The sequence below is a fragment of the Albidovulum aestuarii genome (assembly GCF_029961185.1).
Taxonomy (GTDB): domain Bacteria; phylum Pseudomonadota; class Alphaproteobacteria; order Rhodobacterales; family Rhodobacteraceae; genus Albidovulum; species Albidovulum aestuarii.
In genome coordinates this window covers 85,833-109,494 of the sequence record NZ_JASBQQ010000008.1, presented here as the reverse complement: position 1 = coordinate 109,494, position 23,662 = coordinate 85,833, and the positions used below count along the sequence as shown (strand labels likewise).

The window sequence follows — 23,662 nt, the reverse complement described above, 5'->3', positions numbered from 1 at the left end:
GGGCGCTGCAAGCGCTCTGGCCGAAGGAAAAACAGGGAAAATTTGTGGAAAACCAATCCGCACAATCGAAGCCTGCCAGCGCGTCCGTTCCGACTGCCGTTGTCAACGGCGCAACCCTATTTGCCGGCCTGCTCGACACGGCCGAGCAGGTGCGGATTGTCGAAGATATCCGCAGGGTGGTTGCGGCCGCACCGCTTTTCTCGCCATTGACGCCATGGGGTAAGCCGATGTCGGTTCGGATGACTTCGGCTGGGAAGTATGGCTGGTACACGGACCGCAAAGGATACCGTTACTCAGACGTGCATCCAGAAGGCAGCGACTGGCCGCCGATCCCCGCCAATGTGCTGGACATCTGGCGCCGTCTCGTCGGATCGGAACGTATGCCCGATTGCTGTCTGGTCAATTTCTACGCCGAAGGCGCACGGATGGGTTTGCATCAGGATCGGGACGAGGCGGACTTTCGCTGGCCGGTTCTGTCGGTCAGCCTTGGCGATGATGCCCGGTTCCGCATCGGTGGCACCACACGCGGCGGGCCGACCGAAAGTGTCTTGCTGCGTTCGGGCGACGTGTTGCTCCTGACGGGTGAGTCACGGCTCGCCTATCACGGCATAGACCGGATCATGCCAGGCACCTCAACGCTCCTGCCGAAAGGAGGGCGGATCAATCTGACGCTGAGGGTTGTCGACTAGCGCCCAGCCATCCAGCTGAAAGAAACCTTACGACGGGTATAGAACTCTCCCATCAGGCCAAGAACAAAAAGCGCGAGGGTCACGTAAAGCGGATAGGCCAGAGACGTTTTTTGCGGGTAATAGTTGATGAACGCATATCCCCGCGCCTGATCGATGAGATGGAAGAGCGGGTTCCAGTCGAACATCTTCAACATCGAAAAGCTCAGCGTGTTTGCAACGAACATCTTGCCCGATGCGAACATATTGACACGCATGTAGAGTGTACGTGCGATGTTGACAAAACCCGGCCACCACGGTCGGAGCGCCAGAACGACCATCCCCACCGATACACCGTTCAGCCATGCCAGAAGCAATATGCCAAGGCAGGAAACCGGATCGTGAATTTCAATCGGTCCGAACGCCATATGATAGACGCCGAGCACGACCGTTATGGACAAGACCTGAATGTAGAGCGACGCGAGGGCTGATGAACAGATTGCCACGGCGGAATTCATCGGCGCGTGCAGCATCATCGCCGATGTCGGCCCGTCGGCAGAAAGCACGGCCCCCATCGCCTTTGCGTTCGCCATAAAAACAAGGATTCCCGACATCAGGTAGACGACAAAATCACCCCGGATGGCGTTTCCACGCATGCCCAGAAAAGTAAACATCACATAGAAGACGGCGATGAGCAGGACGGTCTGAAATAAATTCATGATCAGGCCGACCATCGCATTGCGGTGGGTTCGACGGACCGATTGAACTGTGCTGTGATAGATCAGCTCAAGAATCGTGAGGGCGGCGTTCAGCCCCGATTTCTCTGTCTCGACCCTGAACATCGCTTGCGCCGTTTCCGCTTGTGATACCCTGCCTCAAGGTTTTTCGCATAGGAATCTTGCTGTTCCTTTAGCGCGCGATCATAAGGTTAACCGCATTCGCGATCAACTGAGCGTATCAGGAGAAACCATTGGATCATGAACACCTCACCCGCGTGATGCGCCGTCTAGCGCTCGAAGCAGGCGACCGGATCATGGCGGTCTACAGTGCCGAGGATTTCGAGGTGCGCTCCAAGTCCGATGCAAGCCCTGTGACAGAGGCGGATGAGGCCGCCGACGCGCTGATTTCCGAAGGGCTGGCCGAAGCATTCCCCTCCATCGCGATCGTCACCGAAGAACAGGCGGCGAGCCATGGGCAGGCGGTTTCGACCTTCCTCATCGTCGATCCGCTCGACGGAACCAAGGAATTCATCCAGCGGCGTGGCGATTTCACGGTGAACATCGCCTATGTCGAAGATGGTGTGCCCCTGCGCGGCGTTGTCTATGCGCCGGCAAAGGGCAGGCTGTTCTACACGCTCCCCGACGGCCGTTCGGTCGAAGAAAAGGGAGATTTCGACAAGGAAGTGCCGGGCGAGCAGGTTCCGCTCAGCGTTTCGGTGCCCGACAATCGGGCATTGATGGTCGTCGCTTCCAAATCCCATCGCGATCAGGCGACCGACGACTATATCGGCCGCTATGCCGTGCGTGACATGACCAGCGCCGGGTCGAGCCTCAAATTCTGCCTTGTCGCAACCGGTGAAGCGGACCTCTACCCGCGTCTGGGGCGCACGATGGAATGGGATACGGCCGCGGGTGACGCCGTCCTACGTGGCGCGGGCGGAGAGATGGTGCGGTTCGAAGATCATTTGCCGTTCACCTATGGCAAACCGAGTTTCGAGAATCCCTTTTTCATAGCCTATGCTCCGGGCGTTCTTCTGGTGAAGGAATGAGCGTCCTTATCGCCATACCGGCGCGCTATGCGTCCACCCGCTATCCGGGAAAACCACTTGTTGCTTTGACAGGCGCCGATGGGCAGGCCCGCACCCTGATCCAGCGCAGCTGGGAAGCCGCGATGCAGGTTTCCGGCGTCGATCGCGTCGTGGTCGCAACGGACGACGACCGCATCCGATCCGCCGCGGAGGGTTTCGGCGCCGAGGTCGTGATGACATCAGAGACCTGCCGTAACGGGACCGAACGCTGCGCCGAGGCACATGACCTTCTGGGAAGTGGATACGATATTGTCGTTAATCTTCAAGGAGATGCCCCGTTGACGCCGCATTGGTTCGTCGAGTCGCTGATCGACGGACTGCGCGCAGATCTCGAAGCCGATATAGCGACCCCGGTGCTGCGTTGCGACGGACAGGCGCTGAGCGGTTTCATCGAGGATCGCCGCCACGGTCGTGTTGGGGGCACCACTGCGGTTTTCGGCGAGGGCAACCGGGCGCTCTATTTCTCGAAAGAAGTGATCCCCTTTACCGGCAGGCAATATCGGGACGATGAACCGACGCCGGTCTTTCACCATGTCGGTGTCTATGCCTACCGGCCCGCGGCGCTCGCCGCCTATCCCGGCTGGCCGACCGGCCCGCTTGAAACCCTCGAAGGTCTGGAACAACTTCGCTTTCTGGAGCAGGGCCGTCCGGTTCTCTGCGTCGAGGTGGAGGCGCGTGGCCGTCATTTCTGGGAACTCAATAATCCCGAAGACGTGCCACGAATCGAAGCGATGCTGAAACACATGAACATGAACTGAATTACCCGTGCGGGTTGCATGGAGATTCGTGAGTGGCTAGGGAAAACCTGACTACAATCTAGGCATACGAAGGCCTACCGTTGCCAAATCAGCCCGCTGTTAGCCAAATTTAGTCACCGCGGGTCGTACAAATGTCGTATCCTTGCTCTATTACCAAAAGCAGGGCATGAATCAGCAGCGCTTTAGGGGACAGCCGACAGGCTGAGCGCTGTGAAAAATTGGATGGTGTGTGATGAAGCGTAGGGTCACGAAGGCGATTTTCCCCGTTGCCGGTCTTGGAACTCGATTTCTACCGGCAACAAAGTCGATTCCGAAAGAAATCATGACGCTCGTCGACCGTCCGTTGATCCAATATGCGATTGACGAAGCCCGCGCTGCCGGGATCAAGGAATTCATCTTTGTAACCTCGCGCGGCAAGGGCGCGCTTGAGGATTACTTCGATCACGCGAACGAGCTTGAGGCGCATCTGCGGAAATCCGGCAAGGATGACCTTCTGGAAGTCCTGCGCACGACCAACATGGAATCGGGTGCGATCGCCTATATCCGCCAGCACAAGGCGCTGGGCCTTGGTCACGCAGTCTGGTGCGCGCGCCGTCTTGTTGGCAACGAACCCTTTGCGGTGATCCTGCCGGATGATGTGATTGCGGCTGAAAAGCCCTGCCTTCAGCAAATGGTCGAGGCACATGCCGAGGTTGGCGGCAACATGGTTGCGGCGATGGAGGTCGCGCCGGAAAAGGCGTCCTCCTATGGCGTGCTCGATGTGCGCGATGACATGGGGTCCATGGTTTCGGTCAAGGGCATGGTCGAAAAACCCAAGGCCAAGGAAGCGCCGTCGAACCTCGCTGTGATCGGTCGCTATATCCTGACACCCAAGATCATGCAGAACCTGAACAAACTGAAAACCGGTGCCGGGGGCGAAGTCCAACTGACTGATGCGATCGCCGAAGAAATCCGGAAATCGAACAATGTTTACGGCTTCCGCTTCCGCGGCCAGCGCTTCGACTGCGGGTCCAAGGCCGGTTTCCTTCAGGCCACGGTGGCATTCGGCCTTGCGCGCGACGAATTGCGCGACGAATTCCAGCAGTTCCTCATCTCGATGACGGCGGTTCGGAAGGCTGCCGAGTAAGGACGCATGACCCGTTATATTCTGGTCACTGGAGGCGCCGGTTATATCGGGTCTCATGCCTGCAAGGCACTGAAACTTGCAGGGTATACGCCTGTCACATTCGACAATCTTGCGACCGGATGGCGCGACGCCGTGAAATTCGGCCCGCTGGAGGAAGGCGATCTTGCTGACCGGGCGCGGCTTGACGAGGTCTTTGCCCGCTGGAAGCCCGAGGCCGTCCTGCATTTCGCCGCGATCAGCCTTGTCGGCGATGCGATGCGCGATCCCGGCACCTACTGGCGCGTCAATGTTCTCGGCGCGCTCAACCTTATTGAGGCGTCTCTGGCCGCCGGGTGCCGGAACTTCGTCTTTTCCTCGACCTGTGCCACGTATGGCGATCAGGACGGCGTGATCCTGGACGAAGAGACGACACAGAATCCGCTGAATGCCTACGGAAAATCCAAACTCGCCATCGAGCAGATGCTCGATGATTTCGGTGCGTCGCACGGCCTGAACTCGGTGATTTTCCGGTATTTCAATGTTGCCGGCGCCGACCCCGATGGCGAACTGGGCGAGTTCCACAGACCGGAAACCCACCTCATTCCGCTGATGCTGGACGCGATCGACGGACGGCGCCCGGCGCTGACCGTTTTCGGAACCGACTACCCGACCCGGGACGGCACTTGCGTGCGCGACTATGTCCATGTTGCCGATCTCGTCGATGCGCATGTGGCTGGATTGAAATGGCTGGAGGCCGGACACGGTTCGCGCGCCTTTTGTCTCGGCACTGGCGTGGGGTTCACGGTACGCGAAGTTATCGCTCAGTCGCGCGCCGTCACGAACCGCGAAGTGCCCGTAATCTATGGTGAGCGCCGCGCGGGCGACGCTGTCAGCCTCGTTTGCGGAAGCGAGCGGGCAGTGCGGGAGCTTGGCTGGATGCCGTCCCGTTCGGACCTGACCACGATGATTACCGATGCGTGGCGCTGGCACCAGTCCGGCGACTACAAGGAATAAGACAACCTGGCTCTTGATCAGGTTTCCGACAACCTTTTGGAGTCACTCGCCAATCTTATCGCGGAAACGATGAATCCGCAGTTTACCGGCGCCAAGCTGATCTGTATTCTTTTCCGACAGGACATGGGGAAAAGGCAGCACAGCAGAAACTGGGACAGCCGTGCGTGGCGCGGTTGCGCGAAACTCAGTCTTAAGCAGCTTGCATTTATCAGTTAACCCGCCTGCGGGGGCGCGGCGTCGAGAGGATCGGATTGGGCATCTGGGAACGATACCGGTTGCGGCTGAAACGCAGGCAATTGCGTTTTCGGGCCTTCCGCAAGCGCCGTGAGTTGTTGGCGCTGAAGGATCGGACGTCGTCCATCGGTGCCCGCGACGTGATCGCCGTCGCGGTCCTGCGCAACGAATGTGTTCGCCTGCCGTATTTCCTGCGCTATTACCGTGACCTCGGGGTCCGGCATTTTTTCATGATCGACAACGGCTCAAACGACGGTTCGCGCGAATATCTCGCCGAGCAGGAGGATGTGTCGCTCTGGTCGACCAATGCCAGTTATAAGGCCGCGCGGTTCGGCGCGGACTGGCTAAACTGGCTATTGTTCCGCTATGCGCGCGGGCACTGGATCCTCGCGCTCGATGTTGATGAGTTCTTGGTCTATCCGTTCTGCGATACCAGACCGGTTCAGGCGCTGACCGACTGGCTCGACACCTACAATGTTCGCAGTTTCCCGGCCATGGTGCTGGACATGTATCCCAAGGGACCGGTCGGTGCGGAACGATACCGCGAAGGCCAGAACCCATTCGAGATCGCTGCCTATTTCGATGCGGGGAACTACACGATTTCCAAGAATCCGAGCTTCCAGAACCTCTGGATACAGGGCGGCCCGAGAGCACGGACCATGTTCGCCGATGCGCCTGAGGACGCACCATCGCTGAACAAGATCCCGCTGGTGAAGTGGCACTGGTCCTATTGTTTTGCCAGTTCCACCCACATGCTCTTGCCGCGCGGCCTGAACCAGATCTATGACGAATGGGGGGGCGAGAAAGCCTCTGGCTGCCTTCTCCACGCCAAGTTCCTTTCGACCTTCGAAGCAAAGGTGGAGGAGGAGCTTGAGCGGCGGGAACATTTCGCCGGCAGCCGTGAATACCTCGCCTATGCCGAGTCACTGAAGGGTGAGACCAATCTCTGGTGCAAATGGTCCGAGAAATACGTGAACTGGCGGCAGCTTGAGATCCTCGGACTGATGTCGAAGGGCAACTGGGCATGAGGATCGGCGCGTGACGGTTGGCTTCATCATGATGTGCCACACAGCGCTGGATCGTGCCGCGCAGGTCGCGCGGTTTATGGCCGAGGCCGGCTGCCCGGTCGTGATCCATGTCGACAAGCGGGTGCGCCACCGGTCTTATGACAAGTTGGTCGCGGCACTCTCGGATATCGATACGATCAGTTTCTCGGAACGGTTCGCCTGTGACTGGGGAACCTGGTCGCTCGTCGCCGCAACACAGGCGGCATCCGAACAGATGCTGGCCCGGAACAAGGCGGTTCGGCATGTTTTTCTAGCCTCCGGCGCCTGTCTGCCGCTGCGCCCGCTGCCCGAACTGATCGCCTATCTCGATGCGCGGCCGACGACGGATTTCATCGAAAGCGTAACCACCGCTGATGTTGGCTGGACCATTGGCGGGCTCGATGTGGAACGGTTCACCCTGCGCTTTCCGTTTTCCTGGCGAAAGCAGAGGATGGCCTTCGATTTCTATGTCAGGCTACAGCGCCGGTTCCGGTTCAAGCGTCGCATTCCCGAAGGTCTCGACCCTCATCTCGGATCGCAATGGTGGTGTCTGACCCGTCAGACATTGTCGGCCATTCTCGAAGACCCGAAGCGCAGGGCATATGACCGGTATTTCCGCCGCGTGTGGATCCCGGACGAAAGCTATTTCCAGACGCTGGCGCGGATTTATTCGACACAGATAGAAAGCAGGTCGCTGACGCTGTCGAAATTCGACTATCAGGGTAAGCCGCATACGTTCTACGACGATCACCTGCAGCTTCTGCGCCGGTCGGACTGCTTCATGGCGCGGAAGATCTGGCCGAAGGCCGACCGGCTCTATCGCGCGTTCCTGTCGCCGTCCTCCGAACAGGCGGCCCGGGCCGAACCCAATCCCGGCAAGATCGACCGGCTTTTCGCCAAGGCGGCCGAGCGGCGCGTCCGCGGCCGGGCAGGGCTTTACATGCAAAGCCGGTATCCCGTGCAGGACCACGAAAACGGCAAGACCTGCGCCCGCTATTCGGTATTTCACGGCTTTTCCGATTTGTTCGAAAACTTCGATATTTGGCTGTCGAAGGCCATCGGCGGTCGCGTCCATGGACACATCTTCGACCCGGAGCGGGTTGAGTTCTCGGGCGGCGAGAAGATCTACAACGGCGCGCTGACCGACAGCGCGGCGCTCCGCGACTACAATCCGAAGTCCTTCCTGACCAACCTGATCTGGAACACCCGCGGCGAACACCAGTGTTTTCAGTTCGGCCCCCGGGACAATCAGGACTGCAACTGGTTCATGGCGACCGATCCCAACGCGCAAATTTCGGTCGTCTCGGGGACGTGGGCCATTCCGTTGATGCGCCAGAACAGCAACTTCTCCGAAATCCGGCGCGAGGCGGCGCGGCTTCAGAAGATCGAGAAAGAACATCTGGATATCCTGGGCACGATGTATGTGAAGGCCCGTGTCAGGGTCTGGACGATGGCGGAGTTCATCGAAAATCCCATGGAACCCCTGCAAGCCATCATTGACGAGATACGCCCCCGTGCTACCCGCCGCCTGACGGAAGCACCACGCATGGTCGATCTGACCGGGTTCGGCCAGTTCCTGCAGAACCTCAAGAACCAGGGCATGCAGCCGACCGTGATGGGCGACTTCGCCAATGTCGGCGAACCGCAACCAGCAGACCGGGATCGTGGTCGCCCCTATATCGTGCGATAAGGTGGGTATGTGACCAAGGCATTCGACTATTTCGTGATCCTCGCAGAGATGCGGACGGGATCGAACCTGCTTGAGGCGACGCTGACCCAGGTGGATGGCCTCCATTGCCACGGCGAGGCGTTCAACCCCGACTATGTCGGTTCGCCAAAGCTCAATGCGCTTTTCGGCATGTCCATGGCCGACCGGCTGAAGGACCCTCTGGCGCTGCTCCATCGCATACGCAGTGCCGACGGCTTCAATGGCTTCCGCTTCTTCTTCGATCACGAGCCGCGCGTGGTCGATGCGATCCTGAACGACCCGCGCTGCGCCAAGATCGTGCTGACCCGCAATCCGGTCGATTGCTACATCAGCCTCAAGATCGCCTATAATACCAAGCGCTGGCAGCTGACCGATGTGAAGGACAAGATCGCCTGGAAGCCGCCCTTCAAACCGGCGGAGTTCGAGGCCTTTCTGCAAGATCGCCAAGAGTTCCAGATCCGCATCCAGAACGCGCTTCAGATCACCGGTCAGACCGCGTTTTATATGGACTATGAGGATTCACTGCGCCCCGAGGTGATCAACGGGCTTCTCAAGCATCTGGGGTTTGAAGCAATGATCGACAGCGTCGCGGACACGCTCGTGCGCCAGAACCCGGAAGAGATGGCCGACAAGGTTCGCAATTTCCCCGAAATGGAAGCGGCTTTGCAGCGGATCGACTGGTCGAACCTAGCCCGGACACCGAATTTCGAACCGCGCCGCGGCCCCGGCGTGCCGCGCTTTATCGCGGCGGCAGGCGCGCCGCTTCTTTACATGCCGATCCAGCCCTTGGGTGATGGGCCGATACGCGACTGGCTGTCACGCCTCGGCAAGGGCGGTCTGGCCGAGGACTTCACGCAAAAGACGCTTCGCGCGTGGATGCGAAAGGCGCCGGCTCATCGCAGCTTCACCGTGATCCGGCATCCGTTGACCCGCGCCCACGACATCTTCGCCGCCGTGCTCGATCGCGACGGACAGGCTGATCTGCGCCGGGCGTTGCGGGCGCAATACGATGTGGCCCTGCCGCCAGACGAGGAACTGGCGGGGATGAGTGCCAGCGACTACCGCGCTGCCCTGCTTGGCTTCCTGCGGTTCCTGAAGGTCAATCTGAACGGGCAGATGCCGCACCGGCAAGACATGCTCTGGGCCAGCCAATGGACGATCATTCAGGGATTTGCCCAGTTCGCGCCGCCCGACCTTCTCTGCCGCGAGGACCGGCTGGAGCAGGATCTGGCGTTCCTGTGTCGCGGCGCCGGGGTCAAATCGCCGCCGCAGGCGCCACGGACAGAGCCGCTGGCACCGGTGCCGCTCGCCGCGATCCATGACGATGAATTGGAGGACGCAGCACGGGATGCCTATCCGCGCGACTACGTCACTTTCGGGTTCTCCCGCTGGAAACCGCTCGACTGAACGTCAGGCCGCTTGGTTCGACCGTGCCTCGGTCAGGACGGCGTGCAGGGCCGCTGGGTCGGCGTTTGCGCGCAGTTTCGCGCAAATCGAGGACTCGCGCATCGTCCGAGAGACGAGCGCGAGTGCCTTCAGATGTTCGACGCCGGCATCCTTCGGCGCAAAGAGGGCAAAGACCAGATCGACCGGCTGGCGGTCGACAGCGTCGAAATCCAGCGGCTTTTCCAGCCGCAGGAAGACGCCAACGACATGATCGAGCCCTTCGAGCCGGGCATGCGGCAGCGCAACGCCATGACCGACACCGGTCGGGCCCAGGCTCTCACGCTCCTGAAGCGCGTCTACGGTGGCGGTTGCATCCAGCCCGTAGATGGACTGGGTGATGTCACCCAGATCCTGAAACAGACGCTTCTTGCTGGTGGCGTGTCCGAGGACCCGGACCGCCGCCGGCTTCAAAAGGCTCGATAGTTCCATGTGCCCTAACTGTTCCTGCGCTGTCGCTGCGCCTTGTCTAGCCAGTCGACGTGTCGATCCAGCCTACATTCCCATCGTCCCGGCGATGGACCACACTGACCCCGCCGTTCTTTTCGTTTCGAAACACCAACAACGGCGCCCCGGCAAGTTCCATCTGCATGACCGCCTCACCAACCGAAAGGGACGGGATCTGAGTCTCCATCTCGGCGATGATCATCGGTTGCAGGCTTTCCGGCTCAGAATCCGCCGCTTCACCATTCGCGGCGAGCACATACATGGGTGCGCCCGCAAATTCAACCGGGGCCGTACGGTCACGATGGTGATCCCGCAGACGCCGCTTATAACGCCGAAGCTGCTTGTCCATCTTTTCACGGCATGCTTCGAACGCCGAATAGATCTCCGTCGCCTGTCCCTTCGCGGACGCGGTCAGGCCGGTCGAAAGGTGCACCGTGGCTTCGCAGGAATACTCATGTGCATCGCGGGCGAAGATCACCGTCGCGTCGGTCGGGCGCTGAGAATATTTTTCGACCGTTTCTGCAAGTTCCGACCGCACATGGGTCTGAAGCGCATCGCCGACGTCGATCTGCCTGCCACTGATTCTGTATCTCATGACACCTCCTTTTTTGGGTGAGTTGATTCTCTGCCTCTCGCCCTGAATGCTCAGGACGACTGAATTGGATACATTTTTTGCGATTTTGCCTTGTGCACGCCTGGCGGCTGGTTCTGTCTGAAAACCTTCCGACGCTATCGCCCGATCAATGAGGGTACGCGCATGCATTTGATATATTTGGCGACAATTCGGCACGGGATGTCAACGCCCTCTTTGACCTATCTGGCCGATATCGGTTCATGGTGAGGCGAGGTAGAAGCTGTTTTTTGCGCGCATGCCCAGATCGTGAAACGCCGCCTTCTGAAGTGCCGGAACGGCGAGCGCGGGGGCTCAGGTCAGGAGATGCGGAAACTCTGCCCCAGATATACACGACGAACGTTTTCATCGCGCACGACTTCGTCGGCCGTGCCGCTCATCAGAACGGTCCCGTCATGCAGGATATAGGCGCGGTCAACGATCTCCAGTGTCTCGCGGACATTGTGATCGGTGATCAGCACACCGATTCCGCGCGACTTCAGATCGTGAACCAGGGTGCGGATATCACCGACCGAGATCGGATCGACGCCTGCGAACGGCTCGTCCAGAAGCAGGTATTTCGGGTTGGCCGCCAGACAACGCGCGATCTCCACCCGCCGCCGCTCGCCGCCTGACAGGGCCAGCGCCGGCGCGCGGCGCAGATGGGTGATCGAAAACTCCGACAGCAGTTCCTCAAGCCGTTCGCGGCGCTTGTGGATGTCGCTTTCGGTGATCTCCAGAACAGCGAGGATATTGTCCTCCACCGACAGGCCGCGGAAGATCGAGACCTCCTGCGGCAGATAGCCGATGCCCAGCCGCGCGCGGCGATACATCGGCAGGCCGGTCACGTCGCGCCCGTCGATCAGCACCTGACCGCTGTCCGGCGCGATCAGCCCCGCAATATTGTAAAAGCAGGTTGTCTTGCCCGAACCGTTAGGGCCGAGCAGTGCTACTACTTCGCCCCGCGCGAGCTCGATCGACACGTCGCGGATCACCGGGCGGCGGCGATAGCTTTTGCGCAGATGCACGACGCGCAGGCCTGCGCTGCCCTCCGCGACTTTCAGGTCTGGGCGTCGGGACATCAGTTGGCCCCCGGTTGCAGCACGGTCTTGACCCGGCCTTCCATCCGGCCGGTGCCCGACGCAAGATCAACGACCAGCCTTTCGCCTGCAATCGTGCTACCGTTCTGGGTCAGAAGGACACTGCCGGTCATGACGACCTCTCCGGCCGTGACGGAATAAACCGCTTCCTGGGCCTCGGCTGCTTCCGCGCCGTTGACCAGCGTCACGCCGCCCTTGGCATGAAGCCGCTCGATCCGGGTCCGGTCCTGTCCGCCGTATTCGACCAGCACCTCATCCGCCGACAACCGCATGTCGCCCTGTCCGATCAGGACATTGCCGGTAAAGGTCGCGGTCCCGTCGGTCTGGCTGACATTGAGCTGATCTGCCGTTACTTCCACCGGCAGGCTGGTATCGGCGCGAATGCCGCCAAACGTAATCGCCGCCCCCTGCGCAAACGCGGAAAACGGCATGAGTGCCGCCATGGCCAATATGGCCGTCAGGGCGCGGAAGTTGGTCGGCATTTTCGGTCCTTCAGTTCACCGGCTCGTATATCAGCTTCACGCCCTTGTTGAAAACCAGATCATAGCCAGGCATCCCGGCATCACTATGGCTGATTTCCATACCCCCGGCCTCAATCCTGCCAAAAGGGGCGTCCGCCTCCACCTCACCGTCCGACACAAGTTCGGTCCGGTCCAGTGCGCCGTCAAGTCCGGCGGTGATCATCCGGTAACCTTCCGACGTCACAATCACGACACCGCCTGACAACAGCAGTCTTCCTGCCGCGCGGTCCAGTTCGCCGGCAGCCGCCGTCAGGTCGATGCGAAGGCCGTCGCGGGTCTCATAGGCCGCGACCAGCTGTTCGGCGCTGGCCGATCCCTCGCCCTGCGACGGTCGGGCAATGTCCGCACTGACGCTCAGCGCCGCGCCATCGGTGGTGACGGCGGTATATTCCGGCGCGGTGAGCCTTTGGTCGCGCGCCAGCGTGTCGATATCGACCTCGGCATAGGGCAGGCTGGCTTCGGTATCGATCCTGCGCGAGAACAGGAAGAGGGTGGATAGGATCACCAACGCCAGAAGCGGCAGCGCAATCTTCAGCCAGAAGATCACGCTGGAATAGACATTGTCCCGCGTCGCCATGGTGTCAGGCCACGCCGGCGCGCAGGCAGTCGTGGATATTTAGGATACCAGCCGCGCGTCCGTCGCCATCAGGGGCAACGACAAAAAGGCAGGTGATCTTACGGTCGCGCATGATCGCTACCGCCTTTTCGGCGACCGAGCCGGGGTCGACCGTTTGGGGATCGCGGGTCATCACCTCGCCCGCATTGTGGTCCAGAAGTCCCGCCATATGGCGGCGCAGGTCGCCATCGGTAACGATGCCGGTCAGCCGCCCGGTCGCATCGGTCACGCCGACCACGCCAAAGCCCTTCTGGCTCATCACCAGGAGCGCATCGCTCATCGGTGTCGTCTCGGCCACCAGCGGCAACGCGTCGTCGCCATGCATCAGATCGGCGACTTTCAGCAGCCGCGCGCCCAGCTTGCCGCCGGGATGGAAGGTCTTGAAATGCTCGGGCGTGAAGCGGCGATGCTCCATCAGCGCCACGGCCAATGCATCCCCCAGCGCCAGCGTCATCGTGGTCGAGGTCGTGGGCACGATCCCTGTGCCGCAGGCCTCTTCGGCGGCGGGCAGCAGGATCGCCACATCGGCCTGAATAAGCAGGGTCGAACCTGCCCGGCCTGCCACCCCGATCAGCGGAATGCCAAACCGCCGTGTATGGGCGATGATATCGGAAAGCTCCGGCGTTTCCCCGGAATTGGACAGGACAAGCGCCACGTCGCCTTCCGTCACCATGCCCAGATCGCCATGGCTTGCCTCGGCGGGGTGGACATATTGCGCGGGCGTGCCGGTCGAAGCCAGCGTCGCCGCGATTTTGCGCCCGACATGGCCCGACTTGCCCATGCCCGAGACGATGATGCGGCCCTTCGCCTTCAGGATCAGGTCGACGGCGGCCGAGAAACTGTCGCCCAATGCTGCCGACAACGCGGTCAGGCCCCGCGCCTCGATCTCGATGACGCGGCGGGCGGTGGCAAGAAAGGTCTCGGCGTCGGTCATGGGTCAGTGCCTGTAAATGTCGGCTTCGTCGCCCCAGCCCATCAGGTCCAGAATGGCGCGGGTGGGCAGGAAGTCGAAACAGGCCTGGGCCAGCTCGGTGCGGCCCTCGCGGGCAAGGCGGGTGTCCAGTTCCGCCTTAAGCCGGTGCAGATAGAGCACGTCCGAGGCCGCGTAATCCTGTTGTGCTTCGGTCAGCGTCTGCGCGCCCCAATCCGAGGTCTGCTGTTGTTTCGACACATCGACCCCCAGAAGCTCCTGCAACAGGTATTTCAGCCCGTGACGGTCGGTGAAGGTGCGCACCATCTTCGAGGCGATCTTGGTGCAGTAGACCGGCGAGGTGGTGACGCCGAAGGCGTTCTTCAAGGCGGCGATGTCGAAGCGCCCGAAATGAAAGAGCTTCAGCGTGGCGGGATCGGCCAGCATCTGCTCCAGATTGGGCGCGCTTTTCTGCCCCTTGGCGATCTGCACCAGATGCGCGTCGCCGTCGCCCGACGACAACTGCACGACGCAGAGCCGGTCGCGGCGCGGGTCAAGGCCCATCGTCTCGGTATCGATCGCGACAACGGGGCCAAGGTCCAGCCCGTCGGGCAGGTCGCCCTGATAAAGATGATAGGCCATGCGGAAACCCTTTTGCTGATCCTCCCGGCAATAAGGCCTGCCGGGCGCGGACGCAACAAGGGTGCGGGCCGTCAGGCGGGGCAATGCGCATCGACGATGCGCTGGACCATCGGGGCGAAATGCCAGAAGTCGGGCGTTTCCATGTCCGGCCGCTTGCCCGCCTCGTCGAGATAGCGCACCTGAACGATCTTCTTCAGGTTCGGGTTTTTCTCGAATTCGGCCACTTCCGCGGCATTCATCGGCCCGCCCTGAAGGTTCAGGGAATGCACGGAGGCCTCCGAGAGCCGCCCGAAATAGTCGGGCTTCGTGGCGCAAAGATAGCGTTTGGCCGCGACGTGGTAGCGGACGCAATCGGTGATGACCGAGGGGAAGAACTCGGCGAGCACCTCTGCCCCCGCCTCCTCATGAAAGCGGTCCTCGGTATCCTCCATGCTGAATGTCCCGAACTCGGACGTGAAATGGCCGATATCGTGCAGAAGCGCGCCGACGATGATTTCCTCATCCAGCCCGTTCTGTTCGGCAATGGTCGCGCCCTGCAGCATGTGCTGGGCCATCGTCACCGGTTCGCCCAGATATTCCTCATCGCCGCAGCGTTCGAAGATGTCGCCGATGAAGGCGACGATGTTGTCGCGGGTGAGCGTCGTGAAATCCGGCTTCATTCCGCCGCCTCCGGCATCTGGTGTTCCAACGCGGCGAGGGTCGAGAGAAGCCCGTCCTTGTCCGCGTAGCAGCCCTGCAGCCAGCGCGTGCCGGCGCCGGAATAGCCCTTGCGGGCGTGCAGCACGCGGGTGTTGTCGACGATGAAGCATTCGCCCGGATTCAGTCTGAAAGTCACCTCCATCGCCGGGTCGTCGATGATCTCGCCCAGACGGCGATAGGCGGTGTAATAGGTCGCCATGTCGTCGAAGGGAACGTCCGTGATCGCGGCGGCGGAGCGGTTGTTGAACCGCACGGCGATCAGTTCGCCGTCGGGGGAAAGCTCGATCATGGGGCGGCGTGCGCGCAGGCGCACGCCCGCCTCACCGGCATATTCAAACCGCGCGCAGTATTTCGTGAGCACGTCGAACCAGTCGGGGTTTTCCTCGCGCAGGCGCAAAGCGGCCGCGAACCCGTCCACCACCATGTTCTCGCCCCCCGCAGCCGAACTTTCGAGGCAATAGAGCACCTGCACCGTCGGCACCGGATCGCGGTAGGGATTGTCGGTATGGGCCTGAAGGCCAAGGCCGGTATAGGCGAGGTTCGTCGGGTTGACCTCGGTCCTGACCTCGAAATGGCGGCCGTAATTCGTTTCGCGCACATAGCCGAAAAGGTCCACGACCTTGAAAAGCGCGCCGGGCTCCACCGGTCCGCCGGTCAGCTTGCCAAAGCCATAGCGTGCGACCTTGGCCAGCCAGTTCCGCTTGGCTTCGGTATTGCGACTGACCGCAGCGAAATCGGCGACCGGCACATTCGCCATCAACCGCCCGTCCCAGACCTCGATCCCCGGCGCGGTCCAGCCGGTTTCAGTCAGCGTGGGCCGGTCATAGGCATGCGCCTCCAGCCAGTGAAGGTCATAGCTCACGGTCTTGCCTTCGGGCGCGAAGGTGACGTTCAGCACGGTCCCCGCGACCTCTGCCACCTCGATCCGGATATCGGGGCTGATATCACGCAGCGCGATCAGGCGCTGGCCATTGCCGGGCGCGCGGGTTTCCGCATCCCAGGCATTGTCCCTGAGCCAGACCGCATGGAACCGCTGCCGCCCCATCCCCGTCTCAAGCGCCAGATGAGCGCCGCCAGCCTCGATCGTCACGTTTCCCATCCCGGTCGTCCTTTCGCGCGTAGAGAACCGGCGACAGTCTCCGGTCATTGAGCTATAAACTCAAATTAGGCGTTTATGATCTAAGGTATCGTTTTCCTAATGGATGATCGAAGCTTCGACAATCTGCCGCTGGAATGGGTCCGCGCCTTCGAAGCTGCGGCACGCACGGGCAGTTTCACGGGCGCGGCGGCAGAAACCGGGTTGACGCAGTCGGCAATCAGCCAGCGCATCGGCCATCTTGAACGCCGCCTCAGTACGCGGCTCTTTGTCCGGCAGGCACGCTCCATCGCGTTAACGGTCGAGGGCGAGGCGTGGCTGCCCCATGTTCGAACGGCGCTGGAAAGCCTGCGCGAAAGCTCCGAAGCGCTCTTCGGTGTCGCCCGCGACAGGTTGACGATTTCGGCCAGCACCTCGGTCATCGACCTCTGGATCGCGCCGCGCCTTGGCCGGCTGCGGGCCGCGACGGGCGGGCAGATCACATTCCGCACCATGGTACTCAGCGCCGAGACCGCGCATGACGACGATACGGTCCGTATCCGCTATGGCGCGGGCGACTGGCCACATGCCCTGAAGGTGCCGCTTTACCCCGAAGTCATGGCGCCGCTTGCCGCGCCGGGGCTGCTGAGCGCCGGGACATCGTGGCATGACCTGCCCCGCATCGCGGTCTCCGGCCCGCGCCCCGGTTGGACCGACTGGGCCGCCCGCACCGGCACGCCGACCACCCCGGTGCCGTTGCTGCGCTTCGACACGTTTTCGTCCGCGCTGGCGGCGGCGCGGGCGGGGCAGGGGGTGGTTCTGGGGTCGCTACCGCTCTGTCAGGCCGATCTGCAATCCGGGCGTCTGGTACCGGTCAGCGAAGACCGCCTGGCCCATCACGAAACCTACTGGCTGCTCGCCGCGAAGGAACGGATCAGCCGGTCCCAGTGGGATGCGCTCTGCGACAGCCTCGCCGCTGGACCCGCCTGATTTTCCCTGTGTCGCGACAGGAACAAACCATGGCCGAATCTTTCGGCCCATGCTAATTCTTGTAGGATGAACGCCGAGAGCCCCAAAATAACGCCTGAACGGTCCGTAATCCGCCAGCTTGACGAAGCGGCTGTGAACCGGATTGCGGCCGGCGAAGTGGTCGAGCGCCCGGCCTCCGCAGTGAAGGAACTGGTGGAAAACGCGCTCGATGCAGGCGCGGCGCGCATCGAGGTTGCCTATGCCGATGGCGGCAAGACTCTGATCCGCGTCACGGATGACGGCTGCGGCATGACCGCCGAAGACCTTCCGCTGGCGCTCGCGCGCCACGCGACATCCAAGATCGACGGATCGGACCTCCTGAACATCCGCTCCTTCGGGTTCCGGGGCGAGGCTCTGCCGTCGCTCGGCGCCGTGGCGCGGCTGAAGATCACCTCGCGTGCAGAAGGCGCGGAGGCCGCCGCCATTGCGGTCGCCGGCGGCCGCATAGCCCCCGTGCGCCCCGCCGCGCTGACGAAGGGCACGGTCGTGGAGTTGCGCGACCTCTTCTACGCGACGCCCGCGCGGCTGAAGTTCCTGCGCTCCGACCGGGCCGAGGCGCAGGCGATCAAGGATGTCATCCAGCGGCTGGCGATGGCCGAACCCGGCGTCGGCTTCGTCCTGCGGGACGTGACGGGCGGTGGCGAGGGTCGCGTCGTGCTGCGTGCCGATGCCGAACAGGGCGACCTCTTCGAAGCCCTGAGCCAAAGGCTCAGGGCACTCATCGGTTCGGATTTCGCCGACAATGCCCTGTCCATTGATGCCGAACGCGAAGGCATTCGCCTGACCGGCCTTGCCGCTTTGCCCACCTATTCGCGCGGCGCCGCGGTGGAGCAGTTCCTTTTCGTCAATGGCCGCCCGGTCCGCGACAAGCTGCTGATCGGCGCGCTTCGGGCGGGTTACATGGACGTACTGTCGCGTGACCGGCATCCGGCTGCGGTCCTCAACCTCATCTGCGATCCCGAGCGTGTGGATGTGAACGTGCATCCCGCCAAGGCCGAGGTGCGTTTCCGCGAACCGGGTGTGGCGCGCGGGCTTATCGTCTCAGCGCTCAGGCACGCTCTGGCCGAGGCCGGATACCGCGCGTCTTCGACCGTCTCCAGCCTCACCCTTGGCGCGATGCGGCCCGAACCCGCTGGCCCACGCATCTATCAGATGGACCGGCCGTCGCAGACCGCGCTTCGCGCCGCCTATACCGCGCAGGCCCAGCTTGCCCCAGGCTTTGCCGAAGCCTCTGCCCGTTTCGATCCTCCCGCCGACGAGAAGCCGCAGGCGCACGAGGAGGCCATCGAAGCCTGCCCGCTGGGCGCGGCGCGGGCACAGCTGCATGAAAACTACATCATTGCCCAGACCGAAACCGGTCTTGTCATCGTCGACCAGCACGCCGCCCATGAACGCCTCGTCTACGAACGTCTCAAACGCCAGCGCGCGGAAAACGGCGTCGCCGCACAGGCGCTTCTGATCCCCGAGATCGTTGACTTGTCCGAAGGCGACGCAAGACTTCTGCTCGACCATGCAGAGGCGCTCTCGCAGTTGGGCCTCACCATCGAGCCCTTCGGCGGCGGTGCCATTGCGGTGCGCGAAACCCCGGCCGTTCTGGGCGAGGTCAACGCAACAGCGCTTCTGAAGGACATCCTCGACGAGTTGCACGATCTCGGCGACAGCCAGCGCCTGCAAAGTCGGATCGACGCCGTCCTGTCCCGCATGTCCTGCCACGGCTCCATCCGTTCCGGCCGTCGCATGCGGCCTGATGAGATGAACGCCCTGCTGCGCGAGATGGAGAAGACACCGCTTTCCGGCCAGTGCAATCACGGCCGACCCACCTATGTCGAACTGAAACTCAGCGATATCGAACGGCTATTCGGACGCACATGATCACGCTCAATGGCCAGACCTACACGCTTGACGATCCCGTCGTCCTCGCCGCGCTCGGCGGCGCGGCGCTGGTGCTTTTGCTCTTCATCCTGCTGATCGTCACGCTCCGTGCCGCCGCACGCTCGGCACGGATGACCGAACCCCTTGGCTATCACCTGACCCAACTTGGCAACCGGGTCGAAAACCTGAGTGCCGGGCAGGAACGGCTGACGGGGGGTCTCACCCATGTCTCCGAGGCGCAGGCTGCATCGCAGACACGGGTGCTTCAACTGATGGAGCAGCGCCTCGCCGAAGTCTCACGCGGCATGACCGAAAGCCTGCAGGGCACGGCGACCCGCACCGCCCGGTCGCTCGGGGAATTGCAGCAACGGCTGGAGACCATCGACAAGGCGCAGTCGAATATCGAGAAACTGTCGGGCGATGTGCTGTCGCTGCAGGACATCCTGTCGAACAAGCAGACACGCGGCGCTTTCGGGGAAATTCAACTGAACGACATCGTCAGAAAGGCGATGCCGCCGGACGCCGTGACCATGCAGGCGACGCTCTCGAACGGCAAACGCGCCGACTGCCTGATCCACCTGCCGAACCCGCCTGGCCCCATAGTCATCGACTCGAAATTCCCGCTGGAAGCTTATGAGGCGCTGCGCCGGGCCGAACACCAGTCGCAGTTGATCGAGGCGCAAAGGATGTTGCGGATCGCCGTCCGCAATCACATCAAGGCGATTGCCGAGAAATACATCCTCGACGGCGAAACCGCCGACGGCGCGCTGATGTTCCTGCCCTCCGAGGCGGTCTATGCCGAGCTGCATGCGAACTTCCCCGAACTAGTGCGCGAGGGCTTCAATGCCAAGGTCTGGATCGTTTCGCCCACGACCTGCATGGCGACCCTGAACACGATGCGCGCGGTCTTGAAGGACGCCCGCATGCGCGAACAGGCGGGCGCGATCCGCACGACGCTCCGCCAATTGCACCGCGACGTTGAACTTGTGGTGGAGAGGGTCGACAAGCTCTCCACCCATTTCCATCAGGCCCGCAGCGATCTCGAAGGGATTACGATGGCCGCCGAGCGGGCCGGCAAGCGCGCCGCCAAACTGGACAATTTCGATTTCGAGGAAATCGCCCCGGAGGCCGATACCCCCCGTATCGTTCCCCTCGCGAATACACCCTGAGCATATCGCCGCCGGAGATTCCTTTGCGGTGAAAAAAGCGAGTGCCACTCCCGCAGTTCGTGTTAGCTTCCGCGCACCGACGCGCAGAACTGGAAACGCGCGGTCATGAGTATCGTCAATGTGGGGACAATGAAATGATCCAGGAATTCAAGGATTTCATCGCCAAGGGCAATGTCATGGACATGGCCGTCGGCATCATCATCGGCGCGGCGTTTACCGCCATCGTGACCTCGCTGGTGGATGACCTGATCAACCCGATCATCTCGCTGGTCACCGGCGGGATCGACTTTTCGGGGCTGAAGATCGCTCTCGGTGACGGCGCAGACGCGGCATCGTTCAATTACGGCAGCTTCATCACCGCGATCATCAATTTCCTGATCATCGCATGGGTCGTGTTCATGCTGGTGAAGATGGTCAACAAGGTGAAGGACGCGGCCACGGCCAAGGAAGAGGCCGCCCCGGCTGCCGATCCCGGTCCGTCGGAGAAGGACCTGCTGATGGAAATCCGCGACGCTCTCGTCAAGAAATAATCCGCAACACAAGCTGACCCAGAAGGCCCGCCATAAGGCGGGCCTTTTGCTATTTGGGCGCCGGTTCGGGGCCTTTGCGCAGATTTTCACGCTGAAATCACGGAAATCGGCTATTCTGAGCGGATTAACCAAGACATTTTTTGAAAGGGATACAGCAATGACCAGTTTGAATGATGTTATGGGCAAGGTTGCCGCAGTGGCTCAGTCCGAGGGGATCGAACCAGCCGCCCTTCAGACCGTCGTGGATGTCGAAAGCGGGGGCAGGGCGTTCACCACAATCGACGGCAAGGATATGCCGCTGATACTTTACGAGTATCACGTTTTCTACCGCTATCCCGGGCTTACCGATGCGCAACGGAGCGAAGCGGTCAACCGCAAGCTCGCGGCCCGACGCTGGGGCGATCTGCCTTATGCAAAAACCCAGCAAGCCCGCTACAACCAACTGGCCCGCGCCGCCACGATCAACGAACAGGCCGCCCATGCCGCCTGCTCCTGGGGTGTCGGGCAGGTTCTCGGTGAAAACGCCGATTGGCTTGGGTTCGGAACTCCAAAAGCCCTTGCGACGAAAGCAATGGAAGGAATTGAGGGGCAGCTCGCAGTCATGCTGGCCTTCATACAAAAGAAAAAGCTGCGCGATGAGCTTGCCGCCCATGACTGGCGCGGGTTCGCGCGGGTCTACAACGGACCCGGGCAGGTCGAGCATTATTCAAAGCTCATGCGCAGAGCATACAAGAAGTACTCGGGCCAGAATTCGGTTTCGCCAGAGGATGTCGATCCGGTTTCGCTGCGCGTCGGCATGAAGAACGACCTTGTCGCTGATCTGCAGCGGATGCTGCGGGGGCAGGGTTTTCACCTGCTGGTGGACGGTGATTTCGGTCCCGCGACTCTGCGCGTTGTGAAGGAGTTTCAGGCGGAACAGGGGCTGACCGTGGACGGCATTGCGGGCCCGGCAACCCTTGCGCGGCTTGAGGCCCTGTCAGGGGTCGGCGCAGCTGCCTGACCGACCTAGGTCTGATTGCAGACCCCCCTTGGTCCGGGACCATTGTCGCGGAATTTGCGACAATTTGGGCGACTAGCGTCCGTAGGCGAACCGCCGTTGTCGGGCATAGCGTGATCCCGTTCACTTCAACAGGGAATGATACAATGCACAGGATCACCACACTCGCAGTCATCGCAGGACTCTTGGTTTCGGCCGTTACCCCCACCTTCGCAGCCTCGCACGACATGGCCGGGCTCTATACCAGCGACCAGCAGGCGACCATCGACAAGCGCCGTAAGCCGCGCGTTCCGGGCGGGTCTGGTTGCGACGATCCCCGCGACCTCATCGAACACCCTGAGTGTCAAGGCTGATCGCGCCACCGCCACCACTCACAAAAAAAGCCGGGCCAGTCAAACTGGCCCGGCTTTCTCTTTGCCGAAAGGGCGAATGTCAGGCGGCGAGCGCGGCCTTCGGGTCGATCGTGTCGAGACCGAGCGCCTCGCCGACGGCGGCATAGGTCAGCTTGCCCGCATGGACGTTGAGCCCGTTCAAGAGATGCACATCGTCGGCGCAGGCCTGTTTCCAGCCCTTGTTCGCCAGCGCGATCATGAACGGCATCGTGGCGTTACCCAGCGCGATGGTCGAAGTGCGGGCAACTGCGCCCGGCATGTTGGCCACGCAGTAATGCATGATGCCATCGACCTCATAGATTGGGTCCTGATGTGTCGTGGCGCGCGAGGTCTCGAAGCAGCCGCCCTGATCGATGGCGACATCGACAAGCGCCGCGCCGGGCTTCAGTTCCGCCAGTTGCGCGCGGCTGATCAGTTTCGGCGCGGCGGCGCCCGGGATCAGCACGGCGCCGATGATCATGTCGGCCTGACGGGCCAGTTCGATCGTGTTCGCGGCCGAGGCGTAGGAGTTCTTGAACGTGCCGCCGAAGACATCGTCCAGATAGCGCAGGCGCGGGATCGAACGGTCGAGCACGGTCACATCCGCGCCCATGCCTGCCGCGATCTTGGCCGCATGGGTGCCGACGACGCCGCCGCCGATCACCAGAACCTTTGCCGGGCCCACGCCCGGAACGCCGCCCATCAACACGCCGCGGCCGCCATTGGCCTTCTGCAGCGTCCAGGCGCCGACCTGCGGCGCAAGACGGCCCGCGACCTCGGACATCGGGGCGAGAAGCGGCAGGCCGCCATTGCGGTCGGTCACGGTCTCATAGGCAATCGCGGTGCAGCCCGAGGCCAGAAGGTCCTTGGTTTGCTCCGGATCGGGTGCCAGGTGGAGATAGGTGAAAAGCGTCTGGCCTTCGCGCAGCATCTTGCGCTCCACTGCCTGCGGTTCCTTGACCTTGACGATCATGTCAGCGGTGTCGAACACCTCTTTCGCGGTGCCGAGGATCTTGGCGCCGACGGCGGTATAGTCGGCATCGGCGAAACCGGCGCCAGCGCCGGCATTGGTCTCGATCACAACGCTATGGCCGTTGTTGATGGCTTCCTGAGCGGCGGCCGGGGTCATGCCGACGCGGAATTCCTGCGGCTTGATCTCCTTGGGGCATCCGATTTTCATGGGGGTCCTCCCGAAATAATACTGCGCAGATTATCGCCCGTCGGGTATGAAATTGCTTTGAGATTCGGCTGGCCTTTTTCGGGGAAACGCGCGACATATTCGAGGAACTGACAG

25 protein-coding genes are annotated in these 23,662 nt (G+C 61.8%); 14 read left to right on the top strand and 11 right to left on the bottom strand.

Translation table 11 applies throughout. The features are described 5' to 3' along the window. Positions 1-44: 44 nt before the first annotated feature. Positions 45-689, top strand: coding sequence for an alpha-ketoglutarate-dependent dioxygenase AlkB family protein (locus QKW60_RS16725; protein ID WP_282370335.1), 645 nt, complete (start codon positions 45-47; stop codon positions 687-689). Here QKW60_RS16725 and QKW60_RS16720 read toward each other — a convergent pair. After that, positions 686-1,507 (bottom strand): ABC transporter permease, encoded by an 822-nt coding sequence (locus tag QKW60_RS16720; protein ID WP_282370334.1) that lies wholly within the window; start codon positions 1,505-1,507, stop codon positions 686-688. The genes QKW60_RS16725 and QKW60_RS16720 overlap by 4 nt on opposite strands. 128 nt (positions 1,508-1,635) lie before the next feature. Here QKW60_RS16720 and cysQ point away from each other — a divergent pair, with 128 nt between their 5' ends. From cysQ to QKW60_RS16685, 7 genes are all read left to right on the top strand, one after another. Beyond that, on the top strand, positions 1,636-2,433 hold the full coding sequence (cysQ, locus tag QKW60_RS16715) for a 3'(2'),5'-bisphosphate nucleotidase CysQ (protein ID WP_282370333.1): 798 nt from the start codon (positions 1,636-1,638) through the stop codon (positions 2,431-2,433). Continuing rightward, positions 2,430-3,230: a 3-deoxy-manno-octulosonate cytidylyltransferase gene (locus QKW60_RS16710; protein ID WP_282370332.1), complete on the top strand. Its 801-nt coding sequence runs from the start codon at positions 2,430-2,432 to the stop codon at positions 3,228-3,230. Before cysQ ends, QKW60_RS16710 begins: the two co-directional genes overlap by 4 nt. Before the next feature lie 232 nt (positions 3,231-3,462). Then, positions 3,463-4,356: a UTP--glucose-1-phosphate uridylyltransferase GalU gene (galU, locus tag QKW60_RS16705; protein ID WP_282370331.1), complete on the top strand. Its 894-nt coding sequence runs from the start codon at positions 3,463-3,465 to the stop codon at positions 4,354-4,356. Positions 4,357-4,362: 6 nt separating this feature from the next. Beyond that, positions 4,363-5,349, top strand: a complete 987-nt coding sequence (gene galE, locus QKW60_RS16700) for a UDP-glucose 4-epimerase GalE (protein WP_282370330.1) — start codon at positions 4,363-4,365, stop codon at positions 5,347-5,349. 251 nt (positions 5,350-5,600) lie between these two features. Further along, the gene (locus QKW60_RS16695; RefSeq protein WP_282370329.1) at positions 5,601-6,611 is read left to right on the top strand and encodes a glycosyltransferase family 2 protein; all 1,011 of its coding nucleotides are present in this window, start codon (positions 5,601-5,603) and stop codon (positions 6,609-6,611) included. Positions 6,612-6,621: 10 nt separating this feature from the next. Continuing rightward, positions 6,622-8,319 (top strand): DUF5927 domain-containing protein, encoded by a 1,698-nt coding sequence (locus QKW60_RS16690; RefSeq protein WP_282370328.1) that lies wholly within the window; start codon positions 6,622-6,624, stop codon positions 8,317-8,319. Between the two features lie 9 nt (positions 8,320-8,328). Further along, on the top strand, positions 8,329-9,744 hold the full coding sequence (locus QKW60_RS16685) for a nodulation protein NodH (protein ID WP_282370327.1): 1,416 nt from the start codon (positions 8,329-8,331) through the stop codon (positions 9,742-9,744). 3 nt (positions 9,745-9,747) lie between these two features. Here QKW60_RS16685 and QKW60_RS16680 read toward each other — a convergent pair whose 3' ends face one another. The 9 genes from QKW60_RS16680 to tmpA form a co-directional block, all read right to left on the bottom strand. Continuing rightward, on the bottom strand, positions 9,748-10,212 hold the full coding sequence (locus tag QKW60_RS16680) for a PTS sugar transporter subunit IIA (RefSeq protein ID WP_282370326.1): 465 nt from the start codon (positions 10,210-10,212) through the stop codon (positions 9,748-9,750). A 37-nt stretch (positions 10,213-10,249) separates the two neighbouring features. Then, positions 10,250-10,822, bottom strand: a complete 573-nt coding sequence (gene hpf / locus QKW60_RS16675; protein WP_263741426.1) for a ribosome hibernation-promoting factor, HPF/YfiA family — start codon at positions 10,820-10,822, stop codon at positions 10,250-10,252. 335 nt (positions 10,823-11,157) lie between these two features. Further along, complete coding sequence (gene lptB, locus QKW60_RS16670; RefSeq protein ID WP_282370325.1) at positions 11,158-11,919, bottom strand: LPS export ABC transporter ATP-binding protein; 762 nt, start codon at positions 11,917-11,919, stop codon at positions 11,158-11,160. Next, entirely contained in the window at positions 11,919-12,419 is a 501-nt protein-coding gene (gene lptA / locus QKW60_RS16665) for a lipopolysaccharide transport periplasmic protein LptA (protein WP_282370323.1), read from the bottom strand. Before lptA ends, lptB begins: the two co-directional genes overlap by 1 nt. 10 nt (positions 12,420-12,429) lie before the next feature. Then, positions 12,430-13,035 carry a hypothetical protein gene (locus QKW60_RS16660; protein WP_282370322.1) on the bottom strand — a complete coding sequence of 202 codons (606 nt, stop codon included), beginning with the start codon at positions 13,033-13,035 and terminating at the stop codon, positions 12,430-12,432. Between the two features lie 4 nt (positions 13,036-13,039). Next, complete coding sequence (locus tag QKW60_RS16655) at positions 13,040-14,008, bottom strand: KpsF/GutQ family sugar-phosphate isomerase (RefSeq protein ID WP_282370321.1); 969 nt, start codon at positions 14,006-14,008, stop codon at positions 13,040-13,042. A 3-nt stretch (positions 14,009-14,011) separates the two neighbouring features. After that, the gene (locus QKW60_RS16650) at positions 14,012-14,626 is read right to left on the bottom strand and encodes a ribonuclease D (protein ID WP_282370320.1); all 615 of its coding nucleotides are present in this window, start codon (positions 14,624-14,626) and stop codon (positions 14,012-14,014) included. A gap of 71 nt (positions 14,627-14,697) precedes the next feature. Next, positions 14,698-15,285, bottom strand: coding sequence for a (R)-1-hydroxy-2-trimethylaminoethylphosphonate oxygenase (gene tmpB / locus QKW60_RS16645; RefSeq protein WP_282370319.1), 588 nt, complete (start codon positions 15,283-15,285; stop codon positions 14,698-14,700). Next, a complete protein-coding gene (gene tmpA / locus QKW60_RS16640; protein WP_282370318.1) occupies positions 15,282-16,424 on the bottom strand; it encodes a 2-trimethylaminoethylphosphonate dioxygenase in 1,143 nt (380 codons plus the stop codon). The genes tmpB and tmpA overlap by 4 nt, the downstream gene beginning before the upstream one ends. A 99-nt stretch (positions 16,425-16,523) precedes the next feature. On the opposite strand from tmpA, the gene QKW60_RS16635 reads away from it, so the two are divergent. The 6 genes from QKW60_RS16635 to QKW60_RS16610 all read left to right on the top strand — a co-directional run bounded on the left by QKW60_RS16635 (position 16,524) and on the right by QKW60_RS16610 (position 22,350). Next, positions 16,524-17,390, top strand: a complete 867-nt coding sequence (locus QKW60_RS16635; RefSeq protein WP_282370317.1) for a LysR family transcriptional regulator — start codon at positions 16,524-16,526, stop codon at positions 17,388-17,390. A 66-nt stretch (positions 17,391-17,456) separates the two neighbouring features. After that, positions 17,457-19,301: a DNA mismatch repair endonuclease MutL gene (mutL, locus tag QKW60_RS16630; protein WP_282370316.1), complete on the top strand. Its 1,845-nt coding sequence runs from the start codon at positions 17,457-17,459 to the stop codon at positions 19,299-19,301. Next, positions 19,298-20,470: a DNA recombination protein RmuC gene (locus QKW60_RS16625; RefSeq protein ID WP_282370315.1), complete on the top strand. Its 1,173-nt coding sequence runs from the start codon at positions 19,298-19,300 to the stop codon at positions 20,468-20,470. The genes mutL and QKW60_RS16625 overlap by 4 nt, the downstream gene beginning before the upstream one ends. Before the next feature lie 134 nt (positions 20,471-20,604). Then, a complete protein-coding gene (mscL, locus tag QKW60_RS16620; protein ID WP_263741070.1) occupies positions 20,605-21,000 on the top strand; it encodes a large-conductance mechanosensitive channel protein MscL in 396 nt (131 codons plus the stop codon). 157 nt (positions 21,001-21,157) lie between these two features. Further along, positions 21,158-22,000 (top strand): N-acetylmuramidase domain-containing protein, encoded by an 843-nt coding sequence (locus QKW60_RS16615; RefSeq protein ID WP_282370314.1) that lies wholly within the window; start codon positions 21,158-21,160, stop codon positions 21,998-22,000. 143 nt (positions 22,001-22,143) lie between these two features. Beyond that, positions 22,144-22,350 (top strand): hypothetical protein, encoded by a 207-nt coding sequence (locus QKW60_RS16610; protein WP_282370313.1) that lies wholly within the window; start codon positions 22,144-22,146, stop codon positions 22,348-22,350. Between the two features lie 79 nt (positions 22,351-22,429). Here the strand turns inward: QKW60_RS16610 and ald are convergent, their stop codons facing one another. Then, a complete protein-coding gene (gene ald / locus QKW60_RS16605; protein ID WP_282370312.1) occupies positions 22,430-23,548 on the bottom strand; it encodes an alanine dehydrogenase in 1,119 nt (372 codons plus the stop codon). Between the last annotated feature and the right edge of the window lie 114 nt (positions 23,549-23,662).